This is a genomic window from Streptosporangium sp. NPDC049248 (assembly GCF_040678965.1).
GTDB lineage: Bacteria > Actinomycetota > Actinomycetes > Streptosporangiales > Streptosporangiaceae > Streptosporangium > Streptosporangium fukuiense.
Window position 1 is genome coordinate 695838 of sequence record NZ_JBFAQY010000001.1, and the last position, 16115, is coordinate 711952.

At 69.2% G+C, this 16115-nt stretch carries 13 protein-coding genes and 1 other RNA gene; 8 read left to right on the forward strand and 6 right to left on the reverse strand.

The annotated features are described in order from the left end of the window. Positions 1–114: 114 nt before the first annotated feature. Entirely contained in the window at positions 115–1221 is a 1107-nt protein-coding gene (locus AB0K21_RS03185; RefSeq protein WP_343979060.1) for a hypothetical protein, read from the reverse strand. A 65-nt stretch (positions 1222–1286) separates the two neighbouring features. On the opposite strand from AB0K21_RS03185, the gene prfB reads away from it, so the two are divergent. Beyond that, positions 1287–2408 (forward strand): peptide chain release factor 2, encoded by a 1122-nt coding sequence (prfB, locus tag AB0K21_RS03190; protein ID WP_364147393.1) that lies wholly within the window; start codon positions 1287–1289, stop codon positions 2406–2408. Between the two features lie 66 nt (positions 2409–2474). On the opposite strand, the gene AB0K21_RS03195 is transcribed toward prfB, so the two are convergent. Further along, the gene (locus AB0K21_RS03195; protein WP_343979066.1) at positions 2475–2666 is read right to left on the reverse strand and encodes a hypothetical protein; all 192 of its coding nucleotides are present in this window, start codon (positions 2664–2666) and stop codon (positions 2475–2477) included. Positions 2667–2902: 236 nt separating this feature from the next. Between AB0K21_RS03195 and ftsE the strand changes: the two genes are divergently transcribed. The 5 genes from ftsE (at position 2903) to ssrA (ending at position 7757) form a co-directional block, all read left to right on the forward strand. After that, a complete protein-coding gene (gene ftsE / locus AB0K21_RS03200) occupies positions 2903–3592 on the forward strand; it encodes a cell division ATP-binding protein FtsE (RefSeq protein ID WP_012888192.1) in 690 nt (229 codons plus the stop codon). Between the two features lie 31 nt (positions 3593–3623). Further along, positions 3624–4532, forward strand: a complete 909-nt coding sequence (gene ftsX / locus AB0K21_RS03205; RefSeq protein ID WP_343979078.1) for a permease-like cell division protein FtsX — start codon at positions 3624–3626, stop codon at positions 4530–4532. 98 nt (positions 4533–4630) lie between these two features. Next, positions 4631–5098, forward strand: coding sequence for an SsrA-binding protein SmpB (gene smpB / locus AB0K21_RS03210; RefSeq protein ID WP_326636230.1), 468 nt, complete (start codon positions 4631–4633; stop codon positions 5096–5098). Further along, complete coding sequence (locus AB0K21_RS03215; RefSeq protein WP_364147397.1) at positions 5095–6984, forward strand: penicillin-binding transpeptidase domain-containing protein; 1890 nt, start codon at positions 5095–5097, stop codon at positions 6982–6984. The genes smpB and AB0K21_RS03215 overlap by 4 nt, the downstream gene beginning before the upstream one ends. Before the next feature lie 388 nt (positions 6985–7372). After that, positions 7373–7757: a transfer-messenger RNA gene (gene ssrA, locus AB0K21_RS03220) on the forward strand. A 256-nt stretch (positions 7758–8013) separates the two neighbouring features. Here the strand turns inward: ssrA and glpK are convergent. Then, on the reverse strand, positions 8014–9531 hold the full coding sequence (gene glpK / locus AB0K21_RS03225; RefSeq protein WP_343979086.1) for a glycerol kinase GlpK: 1518 nt from the start codon (positions 9529–9531) through the stop codon (positions 8014–8016). Positions 9532–9604: 73 nt separating this feature from the next. Next, positions 9605–10432 (reverse strand): MIP/aquaporin family protein, encoded by an 828-nt coding sequence (locus AB0K21_RS03230; protein WP_343979090.1) that lies wholly within the window; start codon positions 10430–10432, stop codon positions 9605–9607. 417 nt (positions 10433–10849) lie between these two features. Between AB0K21_RS03230 and AB0K21_RS03235 the strand changes: the two genes are divergently transcribed. Continuing rightward, complete coding sequence (locus AB0K21_RS03235) at positions 10850–11920, forward strand: polysaccharide deacetylase family protein (protein ID WP_343979094.1); 1071 nt, start codon at positions 10850–10852, stop codon at positions 11918–11920. A gap of 18 nt (positions 11921–11938) precedes the next feature. Here the strand turns inward: AB0K21_RS03235 and AB0K21_RS03240 are convergent, their stop codons facing one another. Further along, positions 11939–13054 (reverse strand): trypsin-like peptidase domain-containing protein, encoded by a 1116-nt coding sequence (locus AB0K21_RS03240; protein ID WP_343979097.1) that lies wholly within the window; start codon positions 13052–13054, stop codon positions 11939–11941. Positions 13055–13073: 19 nt separating this feature from the next. Next, the gene (locus AB0K21_RS03245; protein ID WP_343979100.1) at positions 13074–14537 is read right to left on the reverse strand and encodes an AMP-binding protein; all 1464 of its coding nucleotides are present in this window, start codon (positions 14535–14537) and stop codon (positions 13074–13076) included. Positions 14538–14837: 300 nt separating this feature from the next. Between AB0K21_RS03245 and AB0K21_RS03250 the strand changes: the two genes are divergently transcribed. Further along, positions 14838–15986, forward strand: a complete 1149-nt coding sequence (locus tag AB0K21_RS03250; RefSeq protein ID WP_364147402.1) for a hypothetical protein — start codon at positions 14838–14840, stop codon at positions 15984–15986. Positions 15987–16115: the final 129 nt, after the last annotated feature.

Below are 16115 nucleotides of genomic sequence, written 5' to 3' on the forward strand. Positions count from 1 at the left end.
ACCGTGTGGGTGGGGCTGGGCCGCCCCCCCCGGTGGGGGCCCACGTACCCCCCCCCCCCGCCCGCGGGGTGCCCCGCCCGCCGGGGCCCCCGGGGGGGCCCCGGGGCGGACCGGTCAGCTCACGATGACCTTCGTGAGGCCGCCCAGGTAACCGATGACCCTGGCGGGCCGGCCGCTGTCCTTGGCCGGGACCGTGCTCACGTACAGCTGTGTCTCGACGGTGCGCAGTTCCTCGCGGATGAAGCTCTCCGTCGTCAGCTTCCTGGCGTCCGGCGGGATACGGGCGTCCGACGCGCACGGATCTATCTTGACGCTCCTGGTCGTCGTCCTGATCAGCGAGTAGACGACCAGCGCGCCGCCGTCGGCGGTGCGCAACGCGTGCACCGGATAGCTGCTCGCGGCGAAGATCGAGTCGTAGCCCAGGCACTCGCTCTTCCCGTCCGTGCGCCGCTTCGCGATCTCGTCGGCGAAGCCGGTCGTGTGCGGGCTCTTCTCGATCAGTCCGGCCGCGAACCCGCGCTCGCCCTCCTCGGCCGAGGTCGCGTGCAGCGGGGCCATGAGCCGTGGGCTGATCGCCACGGTCGTGTCCTCCTCGCCCAGCGCCGTCGCGTACCCGTCGGCGTCCTTGGCGACCTCGGGGGGCCGGATGCCCTCGTCGAGCAGCGAGGTCGAGCTGAGCCGCCAGTCCTCCCCACCCTGTCGGATGAGGGTCAGCACGGCGGTGCGGACCTTGCCCGAGGGCTCCTCGCGGTCCACGATCGCGGTGAACCAGAGGGGCCCCTGCTGCACACGCGGGACCAGTAACTCGGGGGTGCCCCACGTGTACGGGGGGAGCGCCTCGACGGCGCCGCTGAAGACCGCCGCGGTGAGGGCCTGCTGCCCGTCGCGGGTCTGCTCCAGCATGAGCCTGCGCTCGACGTCCAGGCGCGGGGTCGCCGCGCCCAGCACCCCGTCGGCGCCCAGGAAGCCGGCCAGTGCCCTCGCCGCCTCGTCGAGCGTGACCGGAGGCGCCGGGAGTGACGGCGTCGGCGTGGGGCGGGCGGCCGACGTGTCACCGGCCGGAGATCCCGACGGGCTCCGCCCGGACCGGGCGTCACCGGAGACGGAACGGGGATCGGAACACGCCGCGGTCACGGCGACCAGTGCCAGTGCGAGCGCGAGCACGCCCCTTCGCCTGTGTCCGCGCACGTTCACCTCCCGATGCTCCCCGATGCGGGCCATGCTAGCCATGGTGGGGGAGAGTGCCGTACACGATCGGGTGCGAAGGTCGCGTACCCTTTACAGACGTGGCACTCATCGATCCGGCAGAACAGATCAACGAGCTTACCGGGACGCTGAACAGCATCCAGGACGTGCTCGACCTCGGCGCGATTCGCAAGCAGATCGAGGAGCTGGAGGATCAGGCCGCCGCGCCGGACCTGTGGAACGACCAGGAGCGCGCACAGAAGGTCACCAGCAAGCTCTCCTACCTCCAGGGCGAGGTCAACAGGGTCGAGTCGCTGGGACGGCGGCTGGACGACCTCTCCGTGCTGTACGAGCTGGCCGCCTCCGAGGACGACGAGGACACCCAGCAGGAGGCCGACCGCGAGCTGGCGTCCCTGAGGAGCGACATCGGCGCGCTGGAGGTCCGCACCCTGCTGTCCGGCGAGTACGACGCCCGCGAGGCGGTCGTCACCATCCAGTCCCAGGCCGGTGGCGTGGACGCCGCCGACTGGGCCCAGATGCTCCAGCGGATGTACCTGCGGTGGGCCGAGCGCAAGGGCTACCCGACGGACGTCTACGAGACCTCCTACGCGGAGGAGGCCGGGATCAAGTCGACGACCTTCACGGTCAAGGCGCCGTACGCGTACGGCACCCTCCGCGGCGAGCACGGCACGCACCGCCTGGTCCGGATCAGCCCGTTCGACAACCAGGGCCGCCGCCAGACCTCCTTCGCGGGCGTCGACGTGGTGCCGGTCGTCGAGACGACCGATCACATCGACATCAACGAGGACGACCTGCGCGTCGACGTCTACCGCTCCTCGGGCCCCGGCGGCCAGGGCGTCAACACGACCGACTCCGCGGTCCGGCTGACCCACCTGCCCACCGGCATCGTGGTCTCCTGCCAGAACGAGCGCTCGCAGCTGCAGAACAAGGCGACCGCGATGGTGGTCCTGCAGGCCAAGCTGCTGGAGCGCAAGCGGCAGGAGGAGAAGGCGGCGCTGAACGAGATCCGCGGCGAGTCGGCCACCGCGTGGGGCACGCAGATCCGCAACTACGTGCTGCACCCGTACCAGATCGTCAAGGACCTGCGGACGGGCGCCGAGGCGGGCAACCCGAGCGCGGTGCTCGACGGAGACCTGGACGGCTTCATCGAGGCCGAGATCCGCTGGACCCGCCGCCAGGAGGCGGGCGTCGAGGGCGGGTAGGCCCCGCGTCTCGCCTCACGGGCGCCTCCGGGCGTCCCGTGAGGCCGTGCCCCTTCAGAGACGCCGTCAGGCCCCGCTGAGGTGTCTCAGGGCCAGGGTGAGGAAGAAGAGCGCGATCAGCACCAGCGCGATGAACGCGGGGGTCATGCCGCCGAACGGGCCGTGGTGGTGTTGAGCGCGGTATGCGCGGCAGCGGGGGCAGCGGCCCTCGGCCACGGGGTGAGCGCACCCCGCGCAGACCAGGTCTTCACAGCTCATGCCGTCCTCCCTCTTCGAGGTCAGAACCACTTTATCCGCTCGTTACCGGGCGCCGAATCGTTTTGTTTCCGTTATGGGCTTTCCGTGTCAGTCTTCCCCCTAGACTGGGCACCGGCCAACCGGAACGTCGATCAAGCGTAAATGACCGGCGCCCCCCGACCGGCAAGAGGTGGAAGTGGCCCTCTGCCACTCCTGCGACCGTCCTACCCCCTAGACTGGCATGCCGTGATGCGCCCGTGATCCATTTTGATAATGTCACCAAGGTCTACGCGAACCAGAACCGGCCCGCGTTGGACCACGTCAGCGTCGATGTCGACAAGGGCGAGTTCGTGTTCCTCGTTGGCCCCTCGGGGTCCGGGAAATCGACCTTTCTCCGCCTGGTCCTGAAGGAGGAGCGCCCCAACTCGGGCGCGATCCACGTGGCCGGCAAGGACCTCGCCCGACTGTCCAACTTCAAGATCCCGCACCTGCGCCGCCGGATCGGCTGTGTCTTCCAGGACTTCCGGCTGCTCCCGAACAAGAACGTGTACGAGAACGTCGCGTTCGCTCTGGAGGTGATCGGCAAGCCACGGCGTTTCATCCGTAAGGTGGTCCCCGAGGTCGTCGAGCTCGTCGGCCTTGAGGGCAAGGCACACCGGATGCCCGACGAGTTGTCCGGTGGCGAGCAGCAGCGGGTCGCGATGGCCCGGGCGTTCGTCAACCGGCCGATGATCCTGCTGGCCGACGAGCCGACCGGAAACATCGACCCCGCGACGAGCATCGGCATCATGAAGGTGCTCGACCGGATCAACCGGACCGGCACCACTGTCGTCATGGCCACGCACGACGCGGCCATCGTCGACTCCATGCGCAAGCGGGTGGTGGAACTGGAGGACGGCAAGATCGTCCGTGACCAGTCGCGGGGCGTGTACGGCCAGGCGTACTGACACCAGGACCGGAAAGAGCGACAGGAAGAGCATGCGGGCAAACTTCATCTTCTCCGAGGTCTGGATCGGCCTCCGCCGCAACCTCACGATGACCATCGCGGTCATCGTGACCGTGGCGATCGGCATGGCGTTGCTGGGCGTCGGTCTGATGATCAACTCCCAGATCTCCAGCATGAAGGACTTCTGGGCGGACAAGGTCGAGGTCTCGGTCTTCCTGTGCAAGAAGAACGACCCCTTCCCGCAGTGCAAGGGCAGCGGCGGCGTCAACGCCCAGGAGCAGGCCGAGCTGAAGGCGACCATCGAGGCCATGCCGCAGGTCGACACGGTCACCGTGGAGAACGCGGCCGAGGCCTACAAGAACTTCCGGGCGCAGAACGCCAACAACACCGTGCTGCTCTCCGCCATCCAGGTCGAGGACATGCCCGAGTCGCTGCGGGTCAAGCTCAAGGACCCGGAGGCCTACGGGCCGGTGATCGAGGCGGTCAAGGGTGCCCCGGGCGTTTCCAACGTGGTCAACCAGAAGGAACTCCTGGAGAAGTTCTTCGGGCTGCTGGAGAAGCTCCGCTGGGCGGCCCTGGTGGTGGCGATCATCCTGGTCTTCGCGGCCACACTCCTGATCGGCAACACCGTCAGGCTCTCCGCGTACAACCGCAGGCGTGAGACCGGCATCATGCGCCTGGTGGGCGCCTCGAACCTCTACATCCAGCTCCCGTTCGTGATGGAGGGCGTCATCGCCGGCCTGATCGGCGGTGTGCTGGCCGCGGTGATGCTGATCGTCAGCAAGGTCTTCCTCTTCGACGGGGTGCAGCTCTACCTCTCCCCCAACAGCCAGCTCTCCTGGGAGACCGTCGCCTCGGTGATCAGTGTCACCATGGTCTTCGGCGTGCTCATCTGTGTGCTGGCCTCCTTCGTCACGCTCCGCCGCTACCTGCGGGTGTGACGTCCCCGGGCCCCTCCAGGACCGTCGTGCGGGCGCCCGGCGCCCGCGCGCCGCTCTCGGGCGCGGCTCGCGGCCCCGCTGACCGGTAGGCTCCAGACATGCCACGTGAGACCGGGCGGAAGGTAATAGCCCAGAACAAGCGTGCCTGGCACGACTACCACATCGAGGACACCTACGAGGCTGGTCTTGTGCTCCAGGGCACGGAGGTCAAATCGCTGCGGCTCGGCCGCGCCTCCCTCCTCGACGGGTACGCCGTCATCAAGGACGGCGAGGCATGGTTGATCAACGTCCACATCCCCGAATACACCATGGGTACCTGGACCAACCACGCCGCACGCCGCACCCGCAAGCTCCTGCTGCACCGCAAGGAGATCGACAAGCTGGTCGCCAAGACCAAGGAGGGCGGCCTGACCCTGGTGCCGCTCGCCATCTACTTCAAGGACGGCAGGGCCAAGATCGAGATCGGCCTAGCCAAGGGAAAGAAGGACTGGGACAAGCGGCAGACGCTGGCCGAGAACCAGGCCAAGCGGGAGATGGCACGCGCGCTCAGGCACAGGAACAGATGACGGTGCGAGGAAGGGCCAGGCGTGCCGCCTCCGCGGCGCTCGCGCTGGCGGTGACGGCTCCCATGCTGTCCGCCTGCTTCGAGGAGCCCTCGGCCCACGAGGCGGTGCGCGACTTCCTGATCGGCTGGCAGACGGGCGACTACGCCGCGGCGGCCAGGCGTACCGACGGCGACGAGAAGGTGGTCAGCAAGGCGCTCGAAGACGCCAAACTCCAGCTCGACGCGGCCTCGTTCCGCTTCGACGTCAAGAGCATGCGGCGCGCCGCGGACGAGGTCGAGGCCGACTTCGACGCCGAGGTCGACCTGGGGGAGAACAACCCCCTGTGGGAGTACGAGGGCAAGCTCCCGCTCCACCTGGTCGACGGCAGCTGGAAGGTGCGCTGGTCGCCCAGCGTGCTCCACCCCCAGTTGCGCGAGGGGCAGCGGTTCGCCGTGAAGGTCACCCCCGAGGGGCGCCAGCCGATCCTCGACCGCAACCGCGACCCGCTGCAGGAGAAGGCCGTCCTGCACGTGGCGAGCGTGGTTCCGGCCAACCTGAAGAACGACGAGGCGGACAGGCTCTGCCAGCGGCTCTCCAAGATCACTGGCTTTCCGCATGACCGCCTGCTGAGCCGGATCCGTTCCGCCCAGCCCAACCTCCAGGTCCCGCTGGTCACCTTCGGCCGTACGAAGTTCGGGCAGCTCCGCGCCCAGCTGGAGGCGATCCCCGGCATCATCCTCTCCGAGCAGGAGCAGTCGGTCGCCCCCGCCTCGCCCACCCAGATCGTCGGCACCGTCACCGCCGTCACCCCCGAGACCGAGCAGCAGCTCGGCGGCCCGCAGCGGGCCGGGGACACGGTCGGCAGAGCCGGTCTGCAGAAGGCCTACCAGGAGCACCTGACCGGCTCGACCGACACCCGTGTGATCACTGTCGACCTCAAGACGCTCAAGGTGACCGAGCTCAAGAAGTGGCGGCCCGACCGGTCCACCTCGCCGGTGCAGACCACGCTCGACCGCGCCCACCAGAAGGCGGCCGACAGCGCGCTGCTGGGCGGGTCCGGCATGATGGTCGCGGTTCAGGCCTCGACCGGCGACATCCTCGCGGTGTCCAGCACCAACGAGTACAACCAGGAGAAGCACGCCCTCGCCGGGAGGTTCCCCGCGGGAACCGCGTTCTCCATCATGTCCGTCGAGGGCATGCTCAAGGCGCGGATCAGCCCCAAACAGAAGCTGGCCTGCCCCGCGGACCGGAGCGTCGGCGGTGTCCCGTTCCATCAGGAGGGCGCGCCCGTCGGGGTGACACCGACCCTTCAGGCCAACTTCGCCACCGGTTGCGTGACCGCGCTCGCCTCGCTGGCCCGCAGGATCGACGGCTCCGAGCTGGCGTCCGCCGCCGCGAAGTTCGGCATCGGGGCGCCCTGGGCCCTGCCGCTGAAGGGGTTCAGCGGTTCCATGCGGCCGCTCAAGAACGACGCCGCCACGGCGAAGGCGCTCGCCGGACAGAACGTGCTGGTCAGCCCGCTCTCCATGGCGCTGGTCGCCGGGGCGGTCGCCTCGGGCACCTGGCGTCCGCCGGTCCTGGTCACCGATCCCCGGACCAGCGACCCCACGACGGAGACCGAGCCCTACAAGGCGCCCGATCCGATCAAACTGGACGACAAGACCGTCGACACCCTCCGCACCTTCATGCGCAGTGGCGTGACCGCGGGCTCGGCACGTGCCGCCGCGGCTCCCGGTGACCCGGTCCACGGCATCACGGCCGCCGCCTCGCAGAACCGCAAGCCGCTCGCCTGGTTCGTCGGATGGCAGGGAGACGTGGCCGTCGCCGTGCTGATGCAGAGCCCCGACCCCGGGGCGGGGGCGGCCGCCGCGGGACGGTTCTTCCAGGGGCTCCACGCTGGGCTGTGACCTCCCGGAATATTCTTTTCATCCTGAGCAACCGAAGGGTGCCTCGTTTGCGTCCTTCTAAGTGACCGAGCACCGCTTGGGGGGTTGCGGACTCGGTCGCTGTGATGAGATCAGGGCCTCATCTCGGGGGAGGCCCTGCCCGTCAGGACCGGCTCGACCCTGCCGGTCGACCCCGGGGGCGCTCGCGATTCGCGGGCGTCCCCGGGGTTTCCGCGTTCCCACCCGGTGTTCCCGACCGGTGCCCGCACTCCGCCGCGTCCCCACCGCCATACGATGCCGCCGCCGCCTCGCCCGGCGCACCGGGCGGGAATTCGATTGGCGTTACCTCTGTTGTAACAGGTATCTTCGGATAGCTCGCCCCTTCGGGGACGGGTTGAAAATTCAACAGGGGGGTGACTGGTTTCGACTTTGGCTTTGCAAGCCAGGTGAAGCGGGTCGAGGACTGCGGACATAACCTCGTTAACACTGTGACCGCGACCAACAAGTGCCAATAAGACGCACTCCGAAGTCAGCCAGGGCAACCTGGCACTCGCCGCCTAAGCAGCGAGTGACTTCTGCCGGCCCGGGAGCGCCTCCGGCCCGGATCCGGCATCGCTAGGAGGCTCAACCGATCGACCCGGCCACGGGGAAGATCGGGAAATCTTACAGTGGCTGAGCCCGTCGGCGACTTGCCTGCGTGATCGCCGGGGCTGAGAAAAGCACAGCAGGCTGCACCCGGAGAAGCCCTGTCTTGGAGTTGAAGGACGCGGGTTCGATTCCCGCCACCTCCACCCCCGTTCCGCGCCCGAACCGTGCGGAACAGCTCGCCGAAGGGCGGCCGGGGCGGCGATCTCGCCGCCCCGGCCGCCCTTCGTTCATACGGGGGCGTCCGCTGTCAGCACGATGACCTCTCTCGCCCTCGTCGGAGGCGCGGCCCCGCAGGATGTGGCGGACTCGCGCGCCGGGCTCCGCACCAGGCGGCGGTTCTCCCGGGCCTGGACGGTGAGCGAGCCCTCGACGCGAAGCGGCGGAGCGTACGGAGCAGGGCGTTCAGGACACGTCGACCCAGTTGAGAGTGCGCTCCACCGCTTTCTTCCAGCCGGCGTAGCCGACGGCCCGCTGCTCCTCGGACCACTGCGGCTCCCAGCGGCGGCCCTCCTGCCAGTTCTGTTTGAGCTCGTCCTTCGACTTCCAGAAGCCGACGGCCAGCCCCGCCGCGTAGGCGGCCCCCAGCGCGGTCGTCTCGGCCACCACGGGCTTGGAGACGGGTACGCCGAGCAGGTCGGCCTGGATCTGCATGCACAGGTCGTTGGCGGTGACGCCGCCGTCGACCCGCAGGACGTCGAGGGTGACGCCGGAGTCCTGCCGCATCGCCTCGACCACGTCGCGGCTCTGGTAGCAGATCGCCTCCAGGGTGGCCCGCGCCAGGTGGGCGTTGTTGTTGAAGCGTGACAGGCCGACGATCGCGCCCCGGGCGTCCGACCGCCAGTACGGCGCGAAGAGGCCGGAGAAGGCGGGCACGAAGTAGACGCCGCCGTTGTCCTCGACCTGCCGGGCGAGCGACTCGCTCTGCGCCGCCCCCGAGATGATGCCGAGCTGGTCGCGGAGCCACTGCACGGCGGAGCCGGTCACGGCTATGGAACCCTCCAGCGCGTACACCGGCGGCTCCTCACCGAAGCGGTAGCAGACGGTGGTGAGCAGGCCGTGTTCCGAGCGGACCAGATCTGTGCCGGTGTTGAGCAGCAGGAAGTTGCCGGTGCCGTAGGTGTTCTTGGCCTCGCCCACCTCGAAGCAGACCTGTCCGACGGTGGCGGCCTGCTGGTCGCCCAGGTCACCGGAGAGCGGGACCTCGCCACGCAGCGGGCCGCCCCGCCTGGTGGTGCCGTAGAGACCGGGGTGGGACGAGGGGGCGATGGCCGGCAGCATCCGGCGGGGGATGCCGAAGAACGACAGCAGCTCGTCGTCCCAGTCGAGGGTCTCCAGGTCCATCAGCATCGTGCGGCTGGCGTTGGTGGGGTCGGTGACGTGCACGCCGCCGTCGGTACCGCCGGTGAGATTCCACAGCAGCCACGTGTCGGTGTTGCCGAAGATCGCCTCTCCGGCCTCGGCCGCCTCGCGTACCCCGTCGACGTTCTCCAGGATCCACTGGATCTTGCCACCGGAGAAGTACGTCGCCGGGGGGAGGCCCGCCCGGTGGCGGATGACGTCGCCCCTGCCGTCGCGGTCCAGGGCCGAGGCGATCCGGTCGGTGCGGGTGTCCTGCCAGACGATCGCGTTGTGGTACGGGCGTCCGGTGGTCCGGTTCCAGACCACCGTGGTCTCGCGCTGGTTGGTGATGCCGAGCGCGGCGAGGTCGGCGGCCACCAGACCGGCCCTGTTCAGCGCCGTCTCGATCACCGCCCTGGTGCGCTCCCAGATCTCCGTGGGGTTGTGCTCGACCCACCCCGCCCGCGGCAGGATCTGCTCGTGTTCGAGCTGGTGCCGGGCTATCTCGTTGCCGCCGTGATCGAAGATCATGAAACGGGTGCTCGTCGTGCCCTGGTCGACCGCTCCGACGAAGTCAGGCATTGCGTGGTGCCTCCTTGGTGAGACTCTCCGGCAGATCTGCTGCTGTTCTTACCCGCGGTCGCCGCGCGCCCGTTCAGGGGTGGCGCGGGTCTTCGGGCGTCACCCGCCCCACCTCGGGGCCGGCCTCCTCGGGAGGAAGGAATCTGGCCACCAGGATCTCGTAGAGGAACGCCCCGATCAGCCCTCCGATGAGGGGCGCCACGATCGGCACCCAGAAGTAGAGCTGCCCGTACTGGTCCTGCCAGGCGGTCTCGTACCCGGTCAGGAACGAGGCGAGTCGCGGTCCGAAGTCGCGGGCGGGGTTGATGGCGTAGCCGGCGTTGCTACCCCAGGCCATGCCGATGGCCACCACCACCAGGCCGGTCATGAAGGGGGCGAGGTTGGCCATGGGGGCGGTGTTGCGCGTGTCGGAGAGGGCGAGGACGAGCAGGAGCAGGATGGCGGTGCCGATCACCTGGTCGCGGAAGGCGCCCCAGGTGCCGACGGGCAGGGACCCGTTGCCCGGCAGGGTCGAGAAGACGAGCTGGGTCTTGATGGTGAGCCCGGGGTCCGCCTTCTCCAGCACCTCGCCGTAGTTGAAGCGGACGATGAGCGCCGCCACGAACGCGCCCGCGGTCTGCGCCAGGCAGTACGGCAGCACCTTGCGCCAGGAGAAGCCCTTGAAGGCGGCCAGCGCGACGGTGACGGCGGGGTTGATGTGGGCGCCGCTGGTGCGCGCCGCGACGTAGACGCCCAGCGTCACCCCGAGCCCCCACGCCCAGGCGATGCTGTCGTGGTCGCCGATCCCGGCCGCCACGACCTGGGCCACCACCGCGACCCCGAACAGGATCAGAACCAGGGTGCCGGTGAACTCGGCCGCCATCTCGCCGAGAAGCCCACGGCTCCTCAGTCGCTCCGCCATCTCTCCTCCTCACGATGCCGCCTCACGATGCCGCCTCACGACGCCGTCTCAGATGCCGTCTCATATGCCGTCCGGTTCCCGCCCGGATGTCCGGACGGTAGGCGCGAAATAGAGGGAGGTCAACGGTAACGTGACTAAATTGTTGAATAATGGTCAACAGAATTGGTCATCGGTAACACCGTCAAATACCGGACGACGACTGTCACCCGTGGCTTCCACACCGGGTGAGAATCCCGCCGCCGGTCGATTCTCCACGGCGGACGCCCCTTCCGGGCGGGACCGGTGCGACACGGAAAGGGCAGTGCCCGCGTGACGTCGCCGAAAGTGGCTCCGGCGCGAACCTTTGCCAGTGGCGGAGGTCAACTCGCAGGTCAGAGGGGGATGAGAAGCGTATCGTCAGCGCGCTTGGAGGATTCGATGGGCCGTCTCAGAATAGGCAGGGCCGGTGTGGTGGTCGTCGCGGCGGGAGTCGTGCTGGCCGGATGCGGTTCGGGACAGGACGAGGCCGACGAGCAGAAGGCGAAGCTGGCCGCCGCGGCCAAGGCGTCGGCCGCCGCGGCGGCCTCGCAGGCCAACCTCCTCAAGGCCAGGACGGCGGCCGCCGCCAAGGTCAAGGCCAACGAGCTCGGCCAGGTCCCCGTTCTCATGTACCACCGGGTGGTCGACAAGCCCGCGACCCAGGACGACCGCACTCCCAAACAGTTCCGCACCGAGCTGGAGCGGCTGGCCAGGGAGAACTACGTGCCCGTCACCGCGGCCGAGTTCGTCACCGGGCGCATCGACATCCCGGCGGGCAAGCACCCCGTCGTCCTCACCTTCGACGACTCCTCGCCCTCGCAGTTCGAGCTGGACGGGGTGGGCGTCCCCCGGCCGAACACCGCGGTCGCGATCCTGCAGAGCGTCGCCAAGGCCCACCCCGGCTTCCGCCCGGTCGGCACGTTCTACGTCACGCGCGACATGTTCGGCAAGGAGACGCCCGAGGAGGGGGCGCAGATGCTCCTCTGGCTCACCGACAAGGGCTTCGACATCGGCAACCACACCCGCGACCACCTCAACCTGCGCGGTAAGGAGAAGAAGGCGGTGAACGCGGAGGTGGCGGCGGGCCACCGGCTCATCACCGGGTTGATCAAGACACCCCCGGTCACGCTGGCGCTGCCGTACGGCAACCAGCCCGACACCAAGGAGTGGGGTCTCAAGGGCTCCTCGGGTGATGTCTCCTACAACTACGGCGGTGTGTTCCTCGCCGGTTACACTCCCGCGCTGTCGCCGTTCAACAAGAAGTTCGACCCGCTCGGCATCCCGCGCATCCGCTCGATGGACAAGACGGGGGACTGCGCCAAGTTCTGCTCCGTGGCCTGGCTCGACTGGCTGAAGGCGAACGCCGACGAGCGTTACACCTCCGACGGCGACGCGAAGACGATCGCCTTCCCCAAGTTCAAGGCGCCCTTCGTGGCCAAGTCCTTCAGCGATCGCGTCCTGCCCTACTGAGCCCGGTCCCGCCCCGGCTCAGCTCCCGTGCAACTCCTCAAGAGGAACGGAGAGGGTGGTCGTCGAGCCGTCGGGGCGTATGATCTCGACCTTCGCGTCCTCGCCGGGCTTGAGGGCCGACAGGACCGTCGACAGGTCCTGGGTCGACGGGGTGGGCGTACCGTTGATCGAGACGATCAGGTCTCCGGCCTTGAGTCCCGCCCGCTGCGCGCCGCTGTTCTTCATCACCCGTACGACGCTGACGCCCGCCGGCTGCCCGCTCATGTCGATCACGGTCCGTACCACGACGCCGAGCGCGGCCCGGTGGGTGTTGGTGACCTTGCCGTCCCTGATGATCTGCGTGGCGACGTCCTTGACGGTGTTGGAGGGGATCGCGAAGCCGATGCCCGCGGCCTGGGCGTTGCCGAGTTCGGGGTTGACGGCGGTCAGGGTCGGCACGCCGATGACCTCGCCCGCGAGGTTGACCAGGGCGCCGCCGCTGTTGCCCGGGTTGATCGGCGCGGAGGTCTGGATGGCCCCGCTGATCGTCGCTCCGGGCGAGCTCTCGTTCGAGGGTTCGGTGACGGTGCGGCCGAGCGCCGAGATGATCCCGTTGGTGACGCTGCCGGACAGGCCCAGCGGGTTTCCCATGGCCATCACGATCTGGCCGACCCGCAGCCGGGCGGAGTCGCCGAAGACGGCGGGCTTCAGCCCGGTCGGGTCGTCCACCTTGATCACGGCCAGGTCGCCCAGCTCGAACGAGCTGATCAGTCTGGCCGACCGGGGGGTGCCCCCGGTGGCGAGCGTGACCTCGAACCGCTTGTTGCCCCCGACCACGTGGGCGTTGGTGATGATGTGGCCGGCGGTGTCGTACACGACCCCGGAGCCGAGGCTGTCCCTCGTGGTGATCTGCACGATGGACGGCAGCACCTTGGTGATGATCTGCTCGTAGGCGGCCTCCAGGGAACCCGGACCGCTTCCGGGAGCCGGTGTGGCCCCGGGCGAGCCTTCCGCGGAGACGCCGGGGGAGGCGCTCGCCGAGACACTGGGTGAGCCGGCCACCCCGGGTGGTTGCAGACCCGTGCCCTGGCCGCAGCCCGCGAGCGTCATGACGGCGGTCGCGAGCAATGCGACGCCTGTCGTCGATCGTCCCATGCATGGGTATCTTCCCAGCTCAGGCAGGAAGATACGTCTCACGAAGGCCGCTGCGGCTGAGCTTGCCCGTGGGGGTGCGCGGCAGCCGGTCGCGATATTCGATCACCCGGGGGTGCTTGAGGCGCGCCAGCCGGGTCGCGCAGTGGGCCAGCAACTCGCCGGTGAGGTCCGCGCCGGGCACGGCGTCCGCCGAGGGCTGGACCAGCGCGACGACGCGCTGACCCCATTCGGGGTCGGGTACGCCGATCACGGCGACGTCCGCCACCGAGGGGTGTTCCTGGAGCACCGCCTCGATCTCGGCGGGGTAGATGTTGACCCCGCCGGAGATGATCAGGTCGGTGCGCCGGTCGCAGAGGAACAGGTAACCGTCGGTGTCCAGATAGCCGATGTCACCGGGGGTGTAGAGGCGGCCGCGCATCGCCGAGGCGGTCTTGGACGGGTCCTGGTGGTACTCGAAGCGGTTGATGCCGCCGATGTAGACCAGGCCCGGCTCACCGGGCGGGAGTTCGGCGCCGTCGTCGCCGACGATGGTGAACTCCATGCCGTCGATGGCCCGGCCGACCGTGCCGGGCCGCTGCAGCCACTCCGCCGAGGAGACCATGGTGACCACGGCGGCCTCGGTCGAGCCGTAGTACTCCCACAGCACGGGGCCGAGCCAGTCGATCATCGCCTGCTTGGTGGCGGGCGGGCAGGGGGCAGCGCCGTGAAAGAGGCGCGTTAACGACGATAAATCGTGCTTTGTTCTGACGGAGGCGGGCAGGGCCAGCAGCCGGTGGAACATGGTCGGCACCATGAAGGCGTTGGTCACCCGGTGCCGCTCGATGAGCGCCAGGGTCTCCGCGGCGTCGAACCGCTCGGTCACCACCACCGTGTGGCCGAAGTGCAGGGCCATCATCGTCTGCCCGTACGGCGCGGAGTGGTAGAGCTGCGACAGCAACAGGTGCACCCCGCCGGATTCGAGCCCGAAATGCCGCCAGCTCTTGCGCATCAGGATCGGGTGGAGGCCCTCCGGGGGCAACTCGATCAGCCGCCGCCGTACGCCCTTGGGCCTGCCGGTGGTGCCCGAGGTGTAGAGCATCATCGACCCGGCCCTGCGCCCCTCCGGCGGGGTGGTCGGCCGCCCCTCGGCGAGGGCGCCGGTCTCCACGAACCCGCCCGGCACGGCGTGCCCGTACCGCTCGGAGCCGACCACCACCCGCGCGGCGCAGTCGGTGATCACGTAGCCGATCTCCTCGGCGGTGTAGTGCCAGTTCACCGGGACGTGATAGGCGCCGATCTGGTACGTCGCGAGCATCATCGTGATCGCGTCGATCCCGTTGGACAGGACCGTCACGACCGTGTCGCCGGGCCGGGTACCGCGCGCCAGAAGGCCGTGCGAGACCTGGTTGACCCGATCGTGCAGTTCGCCGTAGGTCACGCTGTCGTCCGCGACGACGGCGACGCGCCCGGGGTCGGCCGTTGCGATCTCGTAGAAGCCCTTCATAGGCGCGACCATACAGAACGAGATTCTGTTCATGGAAGGGGAACGGCGGTTACCTGGGCTGATGCACATCCCGTGGCCGAAGCGTAATAAACGACGATGCGTCGAATCTTTCCCAGGTGACATACCCTGACGCGTATGGCGGACGTCGGCGGCAACTCCTCCGGGCGCTCTAACGAGAGATATATCCCCTCATATGACGCGCCCACGGCCCCCATTCCCGCCATTCCCGCTGAAGACGGTTCGGTCATCAGCCCCCGGGTGCCCAGAAGATTTCCCATCGGAGACGGTGAGGAGACCGTGTTGGTCTCCAGACCAACGCCGCCTGGATCGTTCCCCTACTCGTCGCCGCCCGGCTCCGGCCGTCCCGACGCGACCTCCGGGGGCGGGGCGGACGATCCGGAGGCGGAGACCGACCAGGTGCGCGAGTCCGGTGGACTCGGGACGATCCCGGTCAGGCGGATAGGCGGCTCCGCGGGACCCTGGCGTCCCGACGGGGCCGGTGCTCCCGGTAGGACGGGCACGTCCGGTCAGGCCGGCACGTCCGGTCAGGCCGGCACGTCCGGTCGGGCGGGCACGGGGGGCGGGGCGGACGGCGGTGTCGCGACGGGGTGGCCCGGCGCGTCGCAGCGGCCCGGCGTGTTCGGCGAGCCGGGGACGCAGGGCCGACCGGCCGGGCAGGCCCGGCCCGGTGTGCCGGGCGGAGCGGGACGGAAGTCCGGTGGCCTGCTGATGCGGATCGGCGACATCCCGATCCGGGTCGCCTACAGCCTGGGCGCCGCCGTCATCACCGGTGTCATCGTGGTTCTGATCTTCATACTCTTCTCCGGCGACGAGCCCTCGGACCCGGTGGGGGTCCGCCGGAGTGCGGCGCCCACGGCGCAGCCCTCGCCGACCGTGTCTCCGATCACGCTGCCCGCCCTGCCGGACCCGACGGCGCTGAAGGCGCTGCCGGGCACGCCGAGCGTGGTGCTGGGCGCGGTGACCGACGCCAAGTCCGCGGTGACCTATGCCAGCCTGGGCAAGCCGTGGGCGGTCAAGGCCGTGCCGTCGTTCTCCGTCGGCCAGCAGGTCGGTTCGGCCGGGCTGCCGCGCACGGTCATCGCCTCGGGCACCCTGCCCGGTGCCACCCCGGCCAAGCCGCTCAAGAGCGACGCCGACTACCGCAGGGCGGCGTTGAGCGCGGTGAAGTGGACGATCCGCAACCACCACCCCGAGGGAGGCAAGGTCACCTGGACCGCCTCGCAGCGCCTGGCCACCGGCAAGGGGTGGGTGCTCGCCTACCGGGTGACCTACGAGGTCAAGGGCAAGAAGCGTACCTCCCAGGCGGCGCTCGCGGTGATCGACATCGGCCGCCGCAAGCCTTCGGTGCTCTTCGTGACCGTGCCCGACACGCGCAAGCGGCTCTGGGCCGACATCGCCCCCGTGATGGCGAGCGTCCGCGCGCTCTGACGCCCCCGCGGCCAGGCCTGTTCTGTGTGAGCCGGGCTCTCCGCGATCACCGGTGTGCCCGGGGCGGGGCCGCGCGTTGTGATGGAAGCACCTTCTAGAATATGATTCTGTCACTGAATCGCGTCTGGA